This is a genomic window from Gordonia oryzae (assembly GCF_003797185.1).
In the GTDB taxonomy this organism is placed as follows: Bacteria; Actinomycetota; Actinomycetes; order Mycobacteriales; family Mycobacteriaceae; genus Gordonia; species Gordonia oryzae.
In genome coordinates, this window is sequence record NZ_RKMH01000004.1 from 266,324 (window position 1) to 282,233 (window position 15,910).

A 15,910-nucleotide genomic window follows, 5' to 3' on the forward strand; every position below is an offset into this window, starting at 1 on the left:
CTTGTGAGGAAAAGCATTCGTGAATGTTGTGCACTAAAGTTGCTCAAGGTCTGCCAGTGATGTTTGTGCTCACCCAACGATCTCTCGAGAGGCTGTCATGATTCCTGCACCGTTCACCAAATACGCGGCCGAATTGTTCGGCACATTCTGGCTTGTTCTCGGAGGTTGCGGAACCGCGGTCTTCGCTGCCAAGCAAGTCGCCGAGGGGGACGGCAAGGGGACGCTCATCCAGGTGGGCGTCGGCTATCTGGGCGTCGCGCTGGCCTTCGGGCTGACCGTGGTCACCATGGCCTATGCGCTCGCCCACATCTCCGGGGCGCACTTCAATCCGGCGATCTCGCTCGGCGCTGCGGTGAGCGGGCGACTCGAATGGAAGGATCTGCCCGGCTACTGGATCGCTCAGGTCGCCGGTGGTCTGCTCGCCGGTCTCGCGATCTATGGCATCGCGCAGGGCAAACCCGGCTGGACGGCCACCGGAAACATGGCCGCCAACGGATACGGCGATCACAGTCCGGGCCATTACACCCTCGCCGCGGTCCTGATCGCCGAGATCCTACTGACCGCTTTCTTCCTCATCGTCATCCTCGGCGCGACCGATGGCCGGGCCCCGAAGGGATTCGGGCCGTTGGCAATCGGCTTGACCCTCACGCTCATCCATCTGGTATCCATCCCGATCTCCAACACCTCGGTCAACCCGGCCCGCTCAACGGCGGTGGCGTTCTTCAACGGCGACGGCGCGCCCGGCCAGCTGTGGGCGTTCTGGGTCGCCCCACTCGTTGGCGGCATCGTCGGCGGCCTGATCTATCCACTGCTGTTCGAGGACGGCAAGTGGAAGTACGGTTCGTCGGCGCGCGGGGAGACACCCGCCGCCTGACCGCGGTCGGCCGCGTGAACGCAGGCATTTGACGGAACTCCGCAACCGGCGAAATCGGACATCCGCTGCGAGAATCCTGCACATGGAACTGTTGATCCTGGTGCTCGTGGGTGCCGTCATCATCACCGCGATCGCCGACCGGCGTGGCATGCAACCTGCGTTGATCATCGTGGTGGTCGCACTGGCGGTCTCGTTCGTCCCAGGCATGCCGCACGTGGAACTCGAATCCGAGATCTTGCTCACGGTCGTGCTGCCACCGCTGCTGTATTCAGCGGCACTGGGCTTCTCCGTGCCGAGCTTCGTGCGCAACATCAAACCGATCCTCGGGCTCGGGGTGGCGATGGTGGTCATCACCGCCTTCGCCGTCGGGTTGATCGCATCGCTGTTGATCCCCGAGTTCACCTTCGCGTTGGCGTTGCTACTCGGGGCGATCGTCGCACCGCCCGACGCGGTCACCGCCGTGGCGATCGGACGCAAGCTCGGACTGCCGAAGCGGCTGATGGCCATTCTCACCGGCGAGAGTCTGGTCAACGACGCCGCGGCGCTGTCGCTGTTCGCGATCGCGATCTCCCAGATCGCCTCCACCCACGCGTTCATCGACAACCCGTTGGCGCTGTTCGGGTACAACGCAGTTCTCGGTCCCATCGTCGGCGCCGTCCTGGGCTACCTCACGCTCTGGATTCGACGCCACCTGCGCAACCCCGCTCTGGAAACAGTGCAGGGTGTCGTGGTTCCCTTCGCGGCGTTTCTCGCCGCCGAACACCTCCATGCCTCCGGGGTGCTCGCGGTGGTGATCGCCGGCTTCGTGGTCGGGTCGGGGTCGGTGCACGCCGGCTATCAGACGCGACTACAGGAACGCTATGTCTGGAACTCGGTTGACGTGCTGCTCGAGGCATTTGTATTCGCCTATATCGGGTTACAGATGAGGTTCATTATCGAAGATCTCCGCGAGGCGCGAGAATCGCTGCTGCAGGTCGCCATTGCCTCACTCCTCGTGTTGGCCGTGGTGCTTGTGATCCGGCCGATCTGCGTGTTCGCGATGTTCGGGCGCGGAGTCGTCAGCCGCCATCTCGACGCCACGGTTGCCGTGGAGGTCCCGCCCACCCCGCGTCGCGGCGCAGCCATACGACGCGACCCCGACCAGTCGCCGGTGTGGCGGCGACGTCTGCGCGAACGCATCGACAACCGGCCGCTGACCTGGCAGGAGTCGACGGTGGTCGCCTGGACCGGCATGCGCGGCGTGGTCACCCTGGCGGCGGCCTCCGGCATCCCGCTGACCGTCGCCGACGGCAGCGAGTTCCCCGAACGTTCCGCTGTGCAGGCGATCGCGTTCGTCGTTGCCGTCGGGACGATCCTCATCCAGGGCCCAACCCTGCCCTGGCTGATCACCCGGCTACGGCTGCGCAACGAGGACGAGGAACGGTACGACCACGAGCAGACCGCACGCGCCGAGGCCATCGTGCACGGCGCGGCCGATGAGGTCATCGTGGGCTTCGTCAACAATCCACCCGCCAACCTCGACCAGATGACGGTCGACTACATCAAGGAGACCGTCGCACGACAGTCCCGGGATGCCGAGGAGATGCCCGACCCAGACGCGCACACCGCCCGCACCGACGCCTTCGCCGCGCTGTACCGAAACGTGCTCGCGGCACAACGTGACGCTCTCGTCACGGGCCGAGACAACGGCCATCTCGAGGACGAGGCGGTCCGCGCCATGCTCGAACGCTTGGACCTGCAGGAAGCCGGACTCGCGGCCCGACTGGAAAGCCGCCTTTGAGACGCGTCAGTAAGGTCGAAGGTGCACATGTTGGATACGGGCGCGCCGGCTCGGCGCCCCGACGGTGATCGGGAGTGGCCACATGGGACAGCCCACCGGGCAACGGCCCGACGGCGCCGACGATTACCGCACCCCGCTGCTGCCGGGCAACTATCCGCCGCTCGGCTACTCCGATCGTGGACTTCCGCGCTACACCGCGGCCGACCTCGCCGCAGGCGGGAGACCGCAGACCGCCTCCCGCCACCATGTCGGGCCGGTGACGTTGTCGGACGGCCTGGACGGAGACGAGATGGGGACGGCCGGCACCGATGCCGAGCCGCCGCACCATCCACGCCGCTCCGGGGAAGAACGCGGGGTCGGCGCCACCGTCGTCATCTCTGCCGTCGTCGGCCTGATGATTGTGGGTCTCGCCGTCGTGGGGGTCCGCTCGCTGCACCACCAACAGAACCCGACCATCACCCTGCCGTCCGCCGAGCCCACCGCCATCTATTCACTACCGGTGTTACCCACCCGGCCCGGCCTACCCACGCCGCCCGGCGGGGACCAACCCGGTGGCGGGTCCGGTGATGGTTCGGGTACGACGCCGGGCGCCCAGGTGACCTACACCGTCACCATCAACGGCGTGGGGACCATTCTCTACATCGACGACGTCGGTGTCCGGACCGACTTCACTCCGTCGTCGAACTGGACGGTCACCTTCGCCGCGAGCCGCAATCCGCTGCGCCTGGTGGTCGTCGCCGGCGACGGTTCCTCGGTGCACTGCACCATCACTGTCGCCGGTCGGCCGGTCGCCGACGACAGCGTCGAGATCTCCTCGACGCGGAGAACGGCCACCTGCATCGCCTGACCCGCCGGTCAGTTCGGGGTCCTCGGCGTGTGTCAGCGGTCCGAGGTCGCTACCGTATGTGTGTGAGTTTCCCGCAAGCAGCCCCGCAGGCGTCGGCGAGCGACGCCACCGAGTTCAAGACCATGATCACGTGGCGCGGTGTCGATACCGACCGCCTCGAGCAGGTCCGCCTCAACGTCCAAGGCGCTCGGATCAAGGCGTACGGCCGCATCATCGCCGCGGCGACTGCCGACCACGACGCCTTCTCCGCGTCATATGAGCTGGTCACCAACGATGTCGGCGTCACCAAGCGGCTCTCGATCCACCTCGTGCAGGCCGGTGGTGAGACGCAGCTCGGCATGGCTCGTGACGAGGAGAACACCTGGCTCGTGCAGACCGGGGGCGAGACCGTCCGCAAGGACTTCGGTGGGGCCGAGGACGCCGACCTCGCTCTGTCGCCGATGTTCAACGCCCTGCCCATCCGCCGCCTGCACCTCACCGGGGCCGACGCCTCCGGCACCGTCGAGGTCCCCGTCGTCTACGTCTACCTGCCTACGGCGGTCGTCGAACCGGCCACCCTGCGCTACACGCCCGGCCCCGATGGGATCGGTGTGTCCTCGCCGGTCGCCACCTCGACACTGACCGTCGACGACAACGGCTTCGTCATCGACTACCCGGGACTGGCCAGCCGCGTGTGACCTGGGTGATCAGCCCAGCCATACACTCCCGCGGTGCGCCTGGCGGCGCATCTCCGCCTGCCAGCCCGCGGCGCCCGGCTCGACGCCGGTGATTGCCACCCGCGGCGCATTCGCCATCGCCTCGTAGGCGTGCCGTGCGCGGTAGCCGTCGTCGATCAGCACCTGCGTGGTGCCATGATCGCGGAGTTCGTCGCGCGCCGCGGTCAGTCGATCGATCACCTCGCTGAGCGTATTGAGTACCGCGATCCCGTTTGCCTCGATCATCGCCCGCTGCAACTGCGGAGCGGTCCCGGCAACACGGGTGCCGTCGCGGAAACTGCCCGCGGCCAGCCGGATCGCCAATGCGCTCTCCGCGGCACCGACCGCTGCCGTCGCCGCGGCCGTCAGATGCGGCACATGCGAGATGGCAGCCACCGCGCGATCGTGCGCGTCGTTCGCGGCGGGCACCACTGCGGCACCCAGCGCGCGCGCCAGCCCGGCGACGACCCGCCAGTCCTCGGCGTCGGTCCAGTCCTCCGTGGTCACCATCCACATCGCGTCGGTGAACAGGGCGGGATCGGTGGCCTCCCACCCCGAGAGACTCGAGCCGGCCATCGGATGCCCGCCGACATACCGGGCGTTGGGGAACAATCGCCGAAAGATCTCGGCGACAGGCACTTTCACGCTGATGACGTCGGTAATCAGACAGCCCGCCGCATGCTCGGCAATCGCCGACACGATCGGTTCGATCGTGGTGACGGGGGTCGCCAGCACGATCACCGCATCGGTGTCGGCGGCGCGGTCCAGCGTCGCCGCGAGGTCGGTGGAGGCATCGTGGCCGTCAGCGCGGGCATGCTCGACGGTCGCCGACGAGCGGTTGTAGCCGAAGGAGGACGCGCCCGACGCATCGAGCGCCCGCATCATCGACCCGCCGATGAGGCCGAGACCGAGAATGCAGACCGGGGTGGAGCGGATGTCTGTCACCATCCCAGATTTCCACATCGCCGTGGTGCCGGTAGGACTTGGGGAGTACGCCCCCGACGGTCTACCGTGACCTGCATGGCAGGTGCCGGCGCGGGAGTATCGGGTTCCAACAGCAACGACGTCGTCGACGGCGTGGAGGGTTTCGCGGTCGCGGTGGTGCGCGAGGATGCCGCCTGGAAGGTCACCGGACTCACACCGGACGCCCTCATCGATCTCGATGCCGCCGAACGGCAACTGCGTGACCTGCGGTCGGCGGGCGCGGTGTTCGGACTGCTCGATGTCGACGAGGAATTCTTCATCGTCATCCGCCCAGCACCTGGCGGTGCGCGGATGCTGCTCTCCGATGCCACCGCCGGCATCGACTATGACGTGGCCGCCGATGTGCTCGACGCATTGAACGTTGACGTCCCCGACATCGACCCCGACGAACTCGACGACGTCGACCCATGGGAAGAGGGCGATCTCGGCATCCTGTCCGACCTCGGCCTGCCCGATGCCGTCATGGGCGTCATCGTCGGCGACACCGACCTCTACGCCGACGAGCAGATCGGGATGATCGCCGCGCGGCTGGGATTCGCCGACGAACTGTCCCGCGTACTCGACTCACTGGGGCATTGAGCTCCTCGACTCCCGCCGGCGCCGAGCGGATGCGTGTGTGGGAGTCGATGATGAATGCCGCTATCGACGCCTCGACCCTCTCCGGTGACGACGACGTACCGATCGGTGCCGTCGTCTTCGACCCCGCAGGGGTCGAACTCGCCCGCGCAGCCAACCGACGAGTGGCCGACTCGGACCCGACCGCGCACGCCGAGATCCTCGTATTGCGCTCCGCAGCCGCTGCCTTGGGTGACGGATGGCGACTCCCCGGATGCACTATCGCCGTCACCGTCGAACCTTGCACGATGTGCGCCGGAGCCATCGGCCTCGCCCGACTCGACACCTTGATCTTCGGAGCGTGGGAACCTAAAACCGGCGCGGTGAGCTCACTCTGGGACGTGGTTCGTGATCGGCGGCTGACCCATCGACCACAGGTTCGCGGCGGCATCCTCGAGCAACGGTGCCGAGCGCTGATGGTCGACTTCTTCACCGCCCGCCGCGATCTGTGACTCTGTGGCAGATTTGGGGGTGCACGATAATGGACAAATCCGTAGTCCATCCCGAACCGCAGGAGGACGGCATGGCCGACGCAAGCGACAAGGTCAACGAGGCCATCGGTACGGCCAAGGAAAAACTTGGTGAACTCGCCGACAACCCCAAAGTTGCCGAAGCCCTCGGCGCGGCGAAAGGCAAAATCGGCGAACTCGCGGAGAACCCCAAGATCAACGAAGCCCTCGATACCGCAAAGGAAAAGATCGGTGAGCTCGCCGGAAACGAGAAGGTGCAGGGCGCGCTGGGCGCCGCCAAGGAGAAGTTCGACGAGCTGAGGGGCAAGTTGGGCAACTGACGACACCGGTTGCCGATCGGCATCGGTACAAGGCGGGGCAGCCCCCTTCCATACGACCCGCCGAGACCAGGCGTCGGTGCATCGTCCGATCGCCTCGAGGCGCGCGCACCCGGCAGAGGAGACGCCCCTTGGCGCTCTCCGACGACGCCAAGAACCGACGACGCAAAGAACCGACGACGCAAAGAACCGACGACGCAAAGAACCGACGACGCCAAGAACCGACGCGACGCCAAGAACCGACGCGCCGCCAAGAACAAGGCCGAAGAACTCGACGGACGCGGGAAGGACGCCACAAGCAGGCTGACCGACGGCCCGGACCTCATGAACGAGTGCAAGGATGACCGGGCGGTTGCCCGGGGAAGCAGAAGATCGCGGGCACGGCTGACGCCGTCAAGGGCAAGGTCGGCGACATCAAGGACAAGCTCAGGGGCATCTGACACCCGCGACTTGCGCGCGCCTGACCAGCCGATTTAAGGCCGGGCGCGGGCCTGCGGTACAGTCTTCGGCGGTGGCGTGTCCGAGCGGCCGAAGGTGCAGCACTCGAAATGCTGTGTGCGGTAACCCCGTACCGAGGGTTCAAATCCCTCCGCCACCGCCACGAAAGTGCAGGTAGACGCTCGAAAGTGGTTCCCGACCATCGCGGGGAACCACTTTCGGGTACCGCCGCAGGTAGAATGCGGTTCATGCGTCCCTCACAACCCGTCATCAGTGCGCCATGAAGGCGTCAATTCACGCGCGTTCGCGCGCTGATGGCACCACCGCCTATCGGGTCCGATGGCGAGCCGACGGCAAGCAGGTCATCCAGACCTTCGACGCTCTGGGTGCGGCAGAGGTGTTCCGCCACAACGTTGAGAAGTGGGGGCCCGCGAAGGCGTACGAGCTTGCCGGCGTAAGCGACGTGGCCGAGTCCGCTGGCGCCTACACCGTGACCGACGCAGCCAAGCATCACGTCGATCATCTGACCGGAATCGAGCCAGGCACCATCGCGCAGTACCGGCGCTACATCGCCAACGATCTCGGGCCGCTTGCGAACTTGCCGCTGATCGCGGTCGAGGTCACGACCATCTCAGCATGGGTGCAATGGCTCGAGACCGAGCGTAAGAATCGCGGCAAGACAATCGCCAACAAACACGGTTGGCTGTTCGCGGTGTTCGCTCGCGCAGTCAGCGAGAAGCGTATCCCGAAGAACCCGTGCGAAGGCACCAAGCTCCCCGACATGACGCCCGAGGATGAGCCGGTGTTCCTCACCCGCGCCGAGTTCGACCTCATCCACTCCACGATCACGCCACACTGGCGCCCTCTCACTCTGTGGTTGGTGGCGACCGGGATGCGGATCAGCGAGGCCACCGCGCTCCGGGTCGGTGACATCGACCCTCGGCAGAAGACGGCGCGGGTATCGCGGGCATGGAAGGCGAAGCGCGGCGAGGCGCGGCTCGGCGGACCCAAGTCGAAGGCCGGTCGCCGCACTGTGGACATTCCGGATCGGGCACTCGCCGTGATCGACCTCGACCGCCCTGCGGACCAATGGCTGTTCGTCAACACCGTGGGTAGTCGGGTTACCTACGAGGCGTACTACAAGCGTTGGTACGCAGCCAGACTCAAGCACAAGATCGCGTGCTCTCCGCACGACCTGCGCCACACCTGCGCGTCGTGGATGATCGCTGCCGGGATACCGCTACCGGTGATTCAGCAGCATCTAGGTCATGAATCGATTCTCGTCACCGTCGGAACGTACGGTCACCTCGATCGGTCTTCGAAGCGCGCGGCCGCGGCGGCGATAGGTCACGTGCTCAGCTGAGATCCAACATCCCAGCCTGGTAAGAGTTGGTCATGGCTGAAACCGCTCGCTATCTCGCCCGGCCCGTGGACGATCTGTGCGAATCTGAATTGTGGCCACTGAAGCCGAAGTGGGTGAAAGCCCAACTGCACCACGGCAAGTTCCTAGGACTTGGCATCCGCCACGGCCGCCGCTGGCTACTCACCGACGACGACAGCGAGCAAATACGCGACAGAATGCACGTTAAACCTGAGGTGCTTGCCCACGCCCACCCGTCGGGTCTTTCCGATAGATCACTCACGCTTCGTAAGATCGAGCGAGCGCCTCATTCCGGGTAGAACTTGCCCTGCTCCTGGGCAGGTTCGACACGTAGAAGTCGGTACGCCTTGTCGCCGAGTCTGCCGTTCTTCTTGACCCATTGCGTTGTTTCCAGGGTCATAGTGACTCGCGTGTGTTCGAACTGCTCGACCTCTTGCACCATAGCTGCGTCAACGGCGCCGACGATCTCTTGGTCATCGTCTTTGACGAGGTAAAACACCCGTCGCGTTCCCCGGAGTCCATCCAAGAGGCCTGAGTGGCGCTCTTCGTCAATGACATCCTCGCGATTGTCGAGCTCTGTGCGCAGTAACGTGGCGCGGGCGTGCGACAGCGCGGCCTCGGTTTCCGATCCGGTTTCGGGTATCAGGCGTAGCGCGATGCCGTCGGGTAGGTCTGCCACCGCTTTGCTGACATCATGCACCGCCCGCCTAACGAGTGGCGGCGCGCCCATGACGCCGAGTGGCGACCACGCGTCATCGTCTGCCTCCGGAAGTGTGGCGATCAACTCCCGGAGCGCCGACCCGGCGACGGTTGCGTGGCGTCCGACGTCCAGGCCGCGGGGCTCTATGTCGATCGCAGGCACGCGAAACACCAGGTTCGATCCGAACTGGGCCTCCTGGACAATCTCAAACCGGCGACGGTCGGCGCGCGTCAACGTCGACTGTGGAGACACGGACCGGTTCTTCTGGTACTTGCCGATGTACGCGACTGCATTCTGGAGCGAGGTGGATATGCGGCCTACGTCATACGAACCCGCGCGCGCGACGCCGCGAAGTTCTACGCGGAGTGTATCGACGTCGGCCTCGCCACGTTCGCCGGTTAGTCCTTCCCACCCGAGCAGGATTGCTCCGCGCTCATACTGATCGGCGAGCGATCTACCGGCAACCGATGTCAGGGCCTCATCTCGAAGGCTGCGCAGGTCCTCGATGCTCACACCATCACCTCCACGTATCCGCGATCCTGCTTCGGGATGCCGTTCTGGCCCGTCCCCTTGATCGTGGACCACAGCCCTCGCCAGTACGCGTAGCGACCCGGTGTCGCAAGGAAAGCATCCACCTTCCCACCGACAGGTTGGAGGCGGTCAAACCCGAACATTGCGGGATGCAGCACATATCCCTTCTGGAGTGTCAACAATTGCAGCGCGTCGGGGTGCGTTAGGACCGACTCAAGGTGCTCGCTGTCTCGGCACAAGTAGACCAAGTCTACGTCGGTTGGCGGTGTGGGTTTGTGTGAGATGAACCCTCCCCCGATAAGTACTGGGCCACTCCCGGCGATGTCACACAAGATGTCCAGGTGTAGCCGGAGTGCAGTGTGGAGGCGACGGCGGACCGTCGAATGTGGCGCCTGTTCCACGAACACTTCGTAGAGCTCAGTGTCGGTCAGCTTGTAGGGGTCAGGAGACGGTGACAACTCCCCCTCACGAGTGAACGGCAACGAGGTGGTCACCGGCCCGCCTCCTCCTCTTGGGCAGAGCGCTCCTCGATCTCTGTTGAATCAGCCTGCGCCGAGATGAACCCGGGTGGGATTTCGTCCTCTCCACCGCCGCGCCGCCGCCCGCCGGCAAGGTCGACGTCGGACTGGCTGGTGTCATCGACTTCGTCGGCCGCTGGGTCAGGCTCGGCCGCAGGTGGTCTGCCGCTTGTGGCGCGATCGAAGTCCTGGATCAGGTCCGACAGAGCTTGCTTATCGCTCGCAATGATGCCGATCGTCCCTGAACTGATGAGCAGACCGAAGCCGGCCATCGTAAAGTTCTCGATTTCACGATCGCTACACCCTAATTCCCGTGCAGGCTGAGCAGCCGCCCACGCAGACCGCACGGCCTCCAGGAGGTCGAGCTGCCGCTGAACTTCGAGTTCCGGGTTCCTGGATCGCCGCGCGATTGATCGCTCAATGGCGTCGGCAATAGCCTGCTGCGCGCCCCCTCCCGCGGGCATGGCGATGGGGATTTCGCGAAGGGAGGTCTTTGGCTGGACCCCCTCCAGTACACCTGTTGCACTACCAGCCGACCACCCGAGCCCCTGGTCGACTTTCCGTAGCGTGTTGGCCGCACGCTTAGGCCTCCATGTGCCTGCCTCGATCTTCGAAAGCGTCGTATCTGAAGGACCACCACGTTTGGCGACCTCGATCTGTGTAAGCCCAAGCCTCAACCGGCGTGAGCGCACCTCATTGGCAAGGCGGAGCCAATCTTCGTCCGAGACATCGTTCATGCTGCCAACAGTGCCCGAAAAGTTTGGCAAACAACAGTTCCGTTCGGCAAACACCGCAAGACGGCTGTCACCAGGCCGGAGAACGACATTGGTGTGTTTCTGCACGTCCAGCAAAGTTTGCCCGCAGAAACCTCGCTAGAGAGCAATGTTTGCTGTATTGTTTCTCTCATGGCAACCGGAGCGAGGCGCTACCACGACCAGCGACCAAAACTTCCCGTCCCGATGGTTCCTTTGGCGGTGGCACGCAAGGCTGGAGGAAAAACCCTTCAGGACGTGTGCGACCACATCAATCGAGAATTTCAGTTCCCGAAGACAGTCGAGCGCGGCACCATCTCAGCAATCGAGAACGGTCACCGTGGAGCAAGCGTTGAGATGCTTGTCGCGATCGCCAGCGCCCTAGGCTTTCCTGCGGACGACATCGATACCCAGTACGAGCCTCGGCGCGGCCGACGCGTCGACGACGGTAAGGACGAGGTCGCCTGATGAGTGCCGATCTAGTTCTCGTCGACGACACCGGAAAGCCGTTCACCACCTCGCTCATCGTGGCGAGTGGCACTGAGGTTGAGCACGCCTCGGTCATCAAACTCATCCGCAACAACCTTGCCGACTTCGAGGAGTTCGGCCCTATCGGATTTGAAATCCAGAAGGGTCGCGCACTGCCGCAGGGTGGTTTCGCCAAGGCGACCGAATACGCAACCCTCAACGAGGCGCAAGCGACGCTCCTGCTGACCTACATGCGCAACAGCGACATCGTGCGCCAGTTCAAGAAGAGGCTCGTCGCTGGCTTCTACACGATGCGTGAGCAGCTGACTCGCCAGCGGTCGGAGGTCGCACCCCTGACGCCCCTCGAGTACGCGCGCAAGCTCGTCGACGCCGAGGAGCGGGCAGAGTCCGAGCACGCAGCTCGCGCCAAGGCCGAGGCCACCCTGGCCGCTGAGCAGAAGCACCGCGCAGCGATCGAAGGTGGCGACGGCATCGATCCCACCACCTTCGGGAAGAAGTACTTCTCGGAGGTCCGCAAGACCGACTTCGAAGACCACCTGTACAACCACGGGTACCTGATCGACCAGCGCAACACCCGAGTGCGGCCTGATGGCGAGGTCCGCAACGGTCACGACCATCGGAAGCCGACGGCCAAGGGGCGCAGGTACTTCTATGCGCACGACGGTGGCACTTATGGCGGTCGGCGGCGGTTCGCCCCACGGGTTCGCCCGCAGATGGAGATCGCCCTCCGTGATCAGCTCGCAGCCGAGGGTCTGCCCGTCAACGAACACAGCACAGGATTGGTGCTTCTGACCGACGACGATCTGAAGCAGCTGTCATGACCCTGCACTCGCTCGACGACGTCGTCGATAACCATATCGGCCGCGAGTTCATCTGCCGCCGAACCTTGATGGAGAACCTGCGCCCGGGCCGGAAGTACGACTACGTCCGGTACCGAACGGCACGCAAGGTCGGCAACCGTTGGGCGTTCACCGACGACGACATTGAGCGCCTCTTGGATCGCATGTGCGATGGCGGTTCTCAGGATCTCGACACTGCCCAGGGCGAGGAGCCGGCAGCGCCGGTCAGGTTGCCGTCGGGGATCTCGCCTCGCTCGCCGAGGGCCCGCGGCAGGTTGTCCGCGCTCGCCTCCCCATAGACCCCCGCGCGCCTTCCGAAGGGAAGCGGGGGCGCGCGGGTTCTTCCCTAACACCTTCCCGTGATCGGAGAAGTCCTGTGTTCGAGTTTGTTCTTCGCAATATCGGCGTCTGCACCGTGTCGGGTGCCGGGGTCGTCGTCGGAGTCGGCCTACTGGCAGACCTGGTGTTCTCGGCCCTTGCCGATGACGTCGATGATGCCTACACCCGTGTCCATCACGGCGAGATCGTGGAGGTCGATCGGTGAGCGCCAAGATCATCCGGTGCAGCCGATGCCGGCGCCGTCTGCGTAACCCGGCAACGGATACCGCATGGAACGTGACGGTGGAAAGAGGCCAGATCGTCGGGCATCTGTGCCCTGACTGCCAGACGCCGGAGGAGAACGCCGAGGCTGAAATCAACTTAGCGACTTTGGAATACGGCTATGACCCCGCAATCGGGTTACTCGGCCGTCCACGAATCGATTCCCCGTAGGAGGACTGATGTCCGTAACACCTGCACTGCTCGAATCCTTGATCGCCCAGCGGCGACAGTGTCGTGGCGACAGCTGTCGGAGGCGACGGTGCAAGCGGTGCCGTCGCGGAGTCGAGTACCGCGAGCGGCACCTGAATTGAGAACTTGCTCAGCGCAAACCGTGCCTGAGTAGAACAAAACCCCCGGTCCGATCTTGGCGGACTGACCGAGGGCCTGTCGGAATCCCTGAGGAGGGAACTGGGAATGAGTGTATCAGCAAACCCTCGTATTGGAAGAGGTCCTATCGAGATTGCGGAGGTGAACCGATGACCACACCCACGCTCGATGATCTGAAGTGCGCGCGAGAGACGAACCGGCGTCTCATGTTGGCACTGTGTGGCACCTGCGCGTCGGTCCGTCGTGTCGTGCAGCCTCGTGGTCGTGATACCCGCGATGAGACTGCGCGGCTCAAGTGTGCTGAGTGCCAGAGGATCACCGTGCACGCGCTCGTCACGGGCAGTGACCACGACGAGCAAATTGCCGCCGCATCGCTGGGAATGCCCACCGAGGAAGGCGCACAGAATCACTCGCTGATGGATCGCTATCGCAATGGGTTCACGGTCAACCCGAACTTGCGGCACTGGTGGTCGGTCACCAGAGCAACCACTGCCCGGGAGCGGGGCGAGTCCACTATCCGTGTGTACTGCGGCGAACTGGTGATGCTGCCGGCCGAGTCTGAGATCACCATGGCCGCAGCCGGACCAGTGGGCCCGGAGGGAGACACGCTCGACGGGCGAGGCTACGACCCCGATGATCACGGTGAGTGGCGGTCGATGGACTGTACGAACTGCCTGCGTATGCTGAACCATGTCCGGATGATCCGGCGGCGCGAGCGCCTGCTTGACCTGATGGCCAAGGTGGTTGCCGATCTTCACAACCCGGCTCGTGTAACCGCCTATGACCAGCACACCGAGGCGCTGATCGACGCCCTGTCCGCCGTCCGTCCGGAGGGGCAGTGATGCACCAGTGGCAGGTCGACGAATTCAGGCAGGAGCTCGCCTTTCCACCGCTCCCGTGCTTTGCCGATTCCAACGAGCATGACTTCGTCCACCGTGCCGATACCGGGTTCATCGACGGATTGAAGGTCGACGGTGAACCCAGCCGGTGGGGCACCCTCAGTGTGGAGCGGTTCGCGAACAACGAGGTCGGGTTCCCCCGCCCGGAGCTCGATTACGTCATCCGGCTCAATCTCGGGCCGAGTGTGCCCGCACTGGAGATGGAGCCGCAGACGGCGGTCGCTCTGGGTCACTTGCTGCTGCTGGCAGGCACGGCGTCGTTGCGGGATCTTGCGGAGAACTCCGCCTTCCTCACTGAGTTGGGGGTGGACCGGTGAGAGCGCATGCCGTCACGCCTCCAACTCAGATCCCCGCGGTGCGGTGTGTGTCGTGGTGCTCCGAGGGGACTGGCCACGTCGACGAGAATTCGCGAGTCGATCAATGGTGCGAGAGCGAAATCAGCTCTGTGCCGCTCGAACTCGAGGATGTCCGCCTGGAGGGTGAGTACTTCTACACCACCGAGATCGGTGTCTCGGCGAGGCGGGGATGGCGCCAGAATCCCTGCGTGACACTGCGCGTCGACGCGGAGGGGCGTCATCCGGGGATCGATACGAGCTTCGACCTCACCGTCGATGAGGCACGGGAGATAGCTGAACTGCTGATCTTCCACGCGGATCTCGTGGAGGGCAAGTGATTACCCCACTCACGAACCAGATCACCGGACCACCGCGCAGTCCCCTTGAGGCGACCGCAGATCTCGGGTTCGACGACGGCACCTTCACGACCATCGCACAGTTCATTCAGGGCGACGCCGAGGCGGAGGTTCGGCGATACGACTGGCGCGGCCACGACTCGGTGGAGTCGACGTACGAGCTCGACGCGAACTGGATCGACGAGGGTGCCGGTATGGCTGATCTGCAACTCTATCGCAACGACTGGCCGCGCCTCGCCGACATCATCGCGGTTCTCACTGCCGCACAACACTTCCTGACTACTGAAGGGCTACACCTATGACCGACAGTTTCGACCCGCACAACCCGCCGAGCGAGTTCTTCGTCACCGGCCCTGACGGTGTGCCCGAGTCCCACATTCAGCTGGGCGCCCTTCAGGCAGATGCGACTCGGCTGATGTATCAGCTCGCAGCGAGCGCTGGCGATGACGACGCTACTGACGCGGTCGCGAATACGTGGGTCTCACAGCACGATCCGCAATACTTCGGCTACCTGGCGGCAGCCGCCCTGTCGCTGATGGTCAGGTGCATTCTGGCGCCCACACTGGATGCTGTGGCCGCGGCGGGAGTAGATCTTCGGCCCGGCCTGCGGCGCGCGGCGGCGGACGCCGAGGCGGGGCTCGGTGGTGGCCATGCCTGAGGTTGCCGAGATCGTCATGCATGACGGGGAGCCAACTCTCAATGAGGTCGCGGCCGCGCTTCTCTTCGGTATCAGCGTGGATGCTCTGCGGTCGTATGCAACGAAGAGGGACGACGGCACCACGGCGTTCAAACTGCCGGCGGTCGTCGCCGCCAACGGCCGAGCCCGGACGCGAGAGTTCGCTCGCCTCACCGGAACCGAAGACGACCCCGACATTTGGGACGCACTGCGTTACTACGCCCGTCAGGAGGGCGTGGGCCTGGTGTTCGTGGCCGAGGATGGGCAGCGACGGACCATCGAGGAGCCGCAGTGCTGACGGTGACGGCGGGTCCACCGCTGACTGCCGACGAGGTGCGCTGGGTCCAGGAGTGCTTAACGCTGGATCGACTTATTGCTTGTGACCGCGATGATGCCGCGGAACTCACCGCGAGACGACAACTGGTGACCAAGAGGCTGAACACCTCGCGCCGACGCACATGGGCTGCCTGGAGGCGCACCGACGGAG

24 protein-coding genes, 1 tRNA gene and 1 pseudogene are annotated in these 15,910 nt (G+C 64.7%); 22 read left to right on the top strand and 4 right to left on the bottom strand.

Going from position 1 to position 15,910, the window contains the following annotated elements:
- The first annotated feature begins 97 nt into the window (after positions 1–97).
- The 4 genes from aqpZ (at position 98) to EF294_RS07185 (ending at position 4,178) form a co-directional block, all read left to right on the top strand.
- Complete coding sequence (aqpZ, locus tag EF294_RS07170; RefSeq protein ID WP_123927403.1) at positions 98–874, top strand: aquaporin Z; 777 nt, start codon at positions 98–100, stop codon at positions 872–874.
- A gap of 82 nt (positions 875–956) precedes the next feature.
- A complete protein-coding gene (locus EF294_RS07175) occupies positions 957–2,654 on the top strand; it encodes a cation:proton antiporter (protein ID WP_123927405.1) in 1,698 nt (565 codons plus the stop codon).
- Between the two features lie 82 nt (positions 2,655–2,736).
- Positions 2,737–3,501, top strand: a complete 765-nt coding sequence (locus EF294_RS07180) for a hypothetical protein (RefSeq protein ID WP_123927407.1) — start codon at positions 2,737–2,739, stop codon at positions 3,499–3,501.
- A 56-nt stretch (positions 3,502–3,557) separates the two neighbouring features.
- Complete coding sequence (locus EF294_RS07185; RefSeq protein WP_123927410.1) at positions 3,558–4,178, top strand: putative glycolipid-binding domain-containing protein; 621 nt, start codon at positions 3,558–3,560, stop codon at positions 4,176–4,178.
- Between the two features lie 9 nt (positions 4,179–4,187).
- Here the strand turns inward: EF294_RS07185 and EF294_RS07190 are convergent, their stop codons facing one another.
- The gene (locus EF294_RS07190) at positions 4,188–5,144 is read right to left on the bottom strand and encodes a prephenate dehydrogenase (protein WP_123927413.1); all 957 of its coding nucleotides are present in this window, start codon (positions 5,142–5,144) and stop codon (positions 4,188–4,190) included.
- Between the two features lie 72 nt (positions 5,145–5,216).
- Between EF294_RS07190 and EF294_RS07195 the strand changes: the two genes are divergently transcribed.
- From EF294_RS07195 to EF294_RS07225, 7 genes and pseudogenes are all read left to right on the top strand, one after another.
- Entirely contained in the window at positions 5,217–5,759 is a 543-nt protein-coding gene (locus EF294_RS07195; protein WP_123927416.1) for a tRNA adenosine deaminase-associated protein, read from the top strand.
- 29 nt (positions 5,760–5,788) lie between these two features.
- On the top strand, positions 5,789–6,247 hold the full coding sequence (locus EF294_RS07200) for a nucleoside deaminase (protein WP_123927598.1): 459 nt from the start codon (positions 5,789–5,791) through the stop codon (positions 6,245–6,247).
- A gap of 29 nt (positions 6,248–6,276) precedes the next feature.
- Positions 6,277–6,585, top strand: a complete 309-nt coding sequence (locus EF294_RS07205; RefSeq protein WP_425459404.1) for a hypothetical protein — start codon at positions 6,277–6,279, stop codon at positions 6,583–6,585.
- A gap of 246 nt (positions 6,586–6,831) precedes the next feature.
- A pseudogene (locus EF294_RS21980) lies at positions 6,832–7,022 on the top strand (CsbD family protein); the annotation flags it as partial.
- Between the two features lie 70 nt (positions 7,023–7,092).
- Positions 7,093–7,183: transfer RNA gene (locus EF294_RS07215), tRNA-Ser, on the top strand.
- Between the two features lie 117 nt (positions 7,184–7,300).
- A complete protein-coding gene (locus EF294_RS07220) occupies positions 7,301–8,383 on the top strand; it encodes a tyrosine-type recombinase/integrase (protein ID WP_123927419.1) in 1,083 nt (360 codons plus the stop codon).
- A gap of 32 nt (positions 8,384–8,415) precedes the next feature.
- On the top strand, positions 8,416–8,700 hold the full coding sequence (locus EF294_RS07225) for a hypothetical protein (protein ID WP_123927422.1): 285 nt from the start codon (positions 8,416–8,418) through the stop codon (positions 8,698–8,700).
- Here EF294_RS07225 and EF294_RS07230 read toward each other — a convergent pair.
- Genes EF294_RS07230 through EF294_RS07240 form a run of 3 tightly spaced genes read right to left on the bottom strand, consistent with a single transcriptional unit; the run spans position 8,688 to position 10,992 of the window.
- On the bottom strand, positions 8,688–9,614 hold the full coding sequence (locus tag EF294_RS07230; protein WP_123927425.1) for a hypothetical protein: 927 nt from the start codon (positions 9,612–9,614) through the stop codon (positions 8,688–8,690). The two genes, EF294_RS07225 and EF294_RS07230, sit on opposite strands and share 13 nt — an antisense overlap.
- Positions 9,611–10,126, bottom strand: a complete 516-nt coding sequence (locus EF294_RS07235) for a DUF6932 family protein (RefSeq protein ID WP_123927428.1) — start codon at positions 10,124–10,126, stop codon at positions 9,611–9,613. Before EF294_RS07235 ends, EF294_RS07230 begins: the two co-directional genes overlap by 4 nt.
- Entirely contained in the window at positions 10,123–10,992 is an 870-nt protein-coding gene (locus EF294_RS07240) for a helix-turn-helix domain-containing protein (protein ID WP_123927431.1), read from the bottom strand. The genes EF294_RS07235 and EF294_RS07240 overlap by 4 nt, the downstream gene beginning before the upstream one ends.
- 63 nt (positions 10,993–11,055) lie before the next feature.
- Here EF294_RS07240 and EF294_RS07245 point away from each other — a divergent pair, with 63 nt between their 5' ends.
- The 11 genes from EF294_RS07245 to EF294_RS07290 all read left to right on the top strand — a co-directional run bounded on the left by EF294_RS07245 (position 11,056) and on the right by EF294_RS07290 (position 15,721).
- A complete protein-coding gene (locus EF294_RS07245; RefSeq protein WP_123927435.1) occupies positions 11,056–11,370 on the top strand; it encodes a helix-turn-helix domain-containing protein in 315 nt (104 codons plus the stop codon).
- Positions 11,370–12,212, top strand: coding sequence for a Rha family transcriptional regulator (locus tag EF294_RS07250; RefSeq protein WP_123927439.1), 843 nt, complete (start codon positions 11,370–11,372; stop codon positions 12,210–12,212). Before EF294_RS07245 ends, EF294_RS07250 begins: the two co-directional genes overlap by 1 nt.
- The gene (locus tag EF294_RS07255; RefSeq protein WP_123927442.1) at positions 12,209–12,529 is read left to right on the top strand and encodes a hypothetical protein; all 321 of its coding nucleotides are present in this window, start codon (positions 12,209–12,211) and stop codon (positions 12,527–12,529) included. The genes EF294_RS07250 and EF294_RS07255 overlap by 4 nt, the downstream gene beginning before the upstream one ends.
- A gap of 77 nt (positions 12,530–12,606) precedes the next feature.
- Positions 12,607–12,774 carry a hypothetical protein gene (locus EF294_RS21350; RefSeq protein ID WP_185090970.1) on the top strand — a complete coding sequence of 56 codons (168 nt, stop codon included), beginning with the start codon at positions 12,607–12,609 and terminating at the stop codon, positions 12,772–12,774.
- Positions 12,771–13,001 carry a hypothetical protein gene (locus EF294_RS07260; protein WP_123927445.1) on the top strand — a complete coding sequence of 77 codons (231 nt, stop codon included), beginning with the start codon at positions 12,771–12,773 and terminating at the stop codon, positions 12,999–13,001. The genes EF294_RS21350 and EF294_RS07260 overlap by 4 nt, the downstream gene beginning before the upstream one ends.
- A 305-nt stretch (positions 13,002–13,306) precedes the next feature.
- Complete coding sequence (locus EF294_RS07265) at positions 13,307–13,999, top strand: hypothetical protein (protein WP_123927448.1); 693 nt, start codon at positions 13,307–13,309, stop codon at positions 13,997–13,999.
- Positions 13,999–14,373, top strand: coding sequence for a hypothetical protein (locus EF294_RS07270; RefSeq protein WP_123927451.1), 375 nt, complete (start codon positions 13,999–14,001; stop codon positions 14,371–14,373). Before EF294_RS07265 ends, EF294_RS07270 begins: the two co-directional genes overlap by 1 nt.
- Positions 14,374–14,411: 38 nt before the next feature.
- Positions 14,412–14,729 (top strand): DUF6907 domain-containing protein, encoded by a 318-nt coding sequence (locus EF294_RS07275; protein WP_425459406.1) that lies wholly within the window; start codon positions 14,412–14,414, stop codon positions 14,727–14,729.
- Positions 14,726–15,049 carry a hypothetical protein gene (locus EF294_RS07280; RefSeq protein ID WP_123927457.1) on the top strand — a complete coding sequence of 108 codons (324 nt, stop codon included), beginning with the start codon at positions 14,726–14,728 and terminating at the stop codon, positions 15,047–15,049. The genes EF294_RS07275 and EF294_RS07280 overlap by 4 nt, the downstream gene beginning before the upstream one ends.
- A complete protein-coding gene (locus EF294_RS07285; protein ID WP_123927460.1) occupies positions 15,046–15,405 on the top strand; it encodes a hypothetical protein in 360 nt (119 codons plus the stop codon). The genes EF294_RS07280 and EF294_RS07285 overlap by 4 nt, the downstream gene beginning before the upstream one ends.
- Positions 15,398–15,721, top strand: a complete 324-nt coding sequence (locus EF294_RS07290; RefSeq protein WP_123927463.1) for a hypothetical protein — start codon at positions 15,398–15,400, stop codon at positions 15,719–15,721. The genes EF294_RS07285 and EF294_RS07290 overlap by 8 nt, the downstream gene beginning before the upstream one ends.
- Positions 15,722–15,910: the final 189 nt, after the last annotated feature.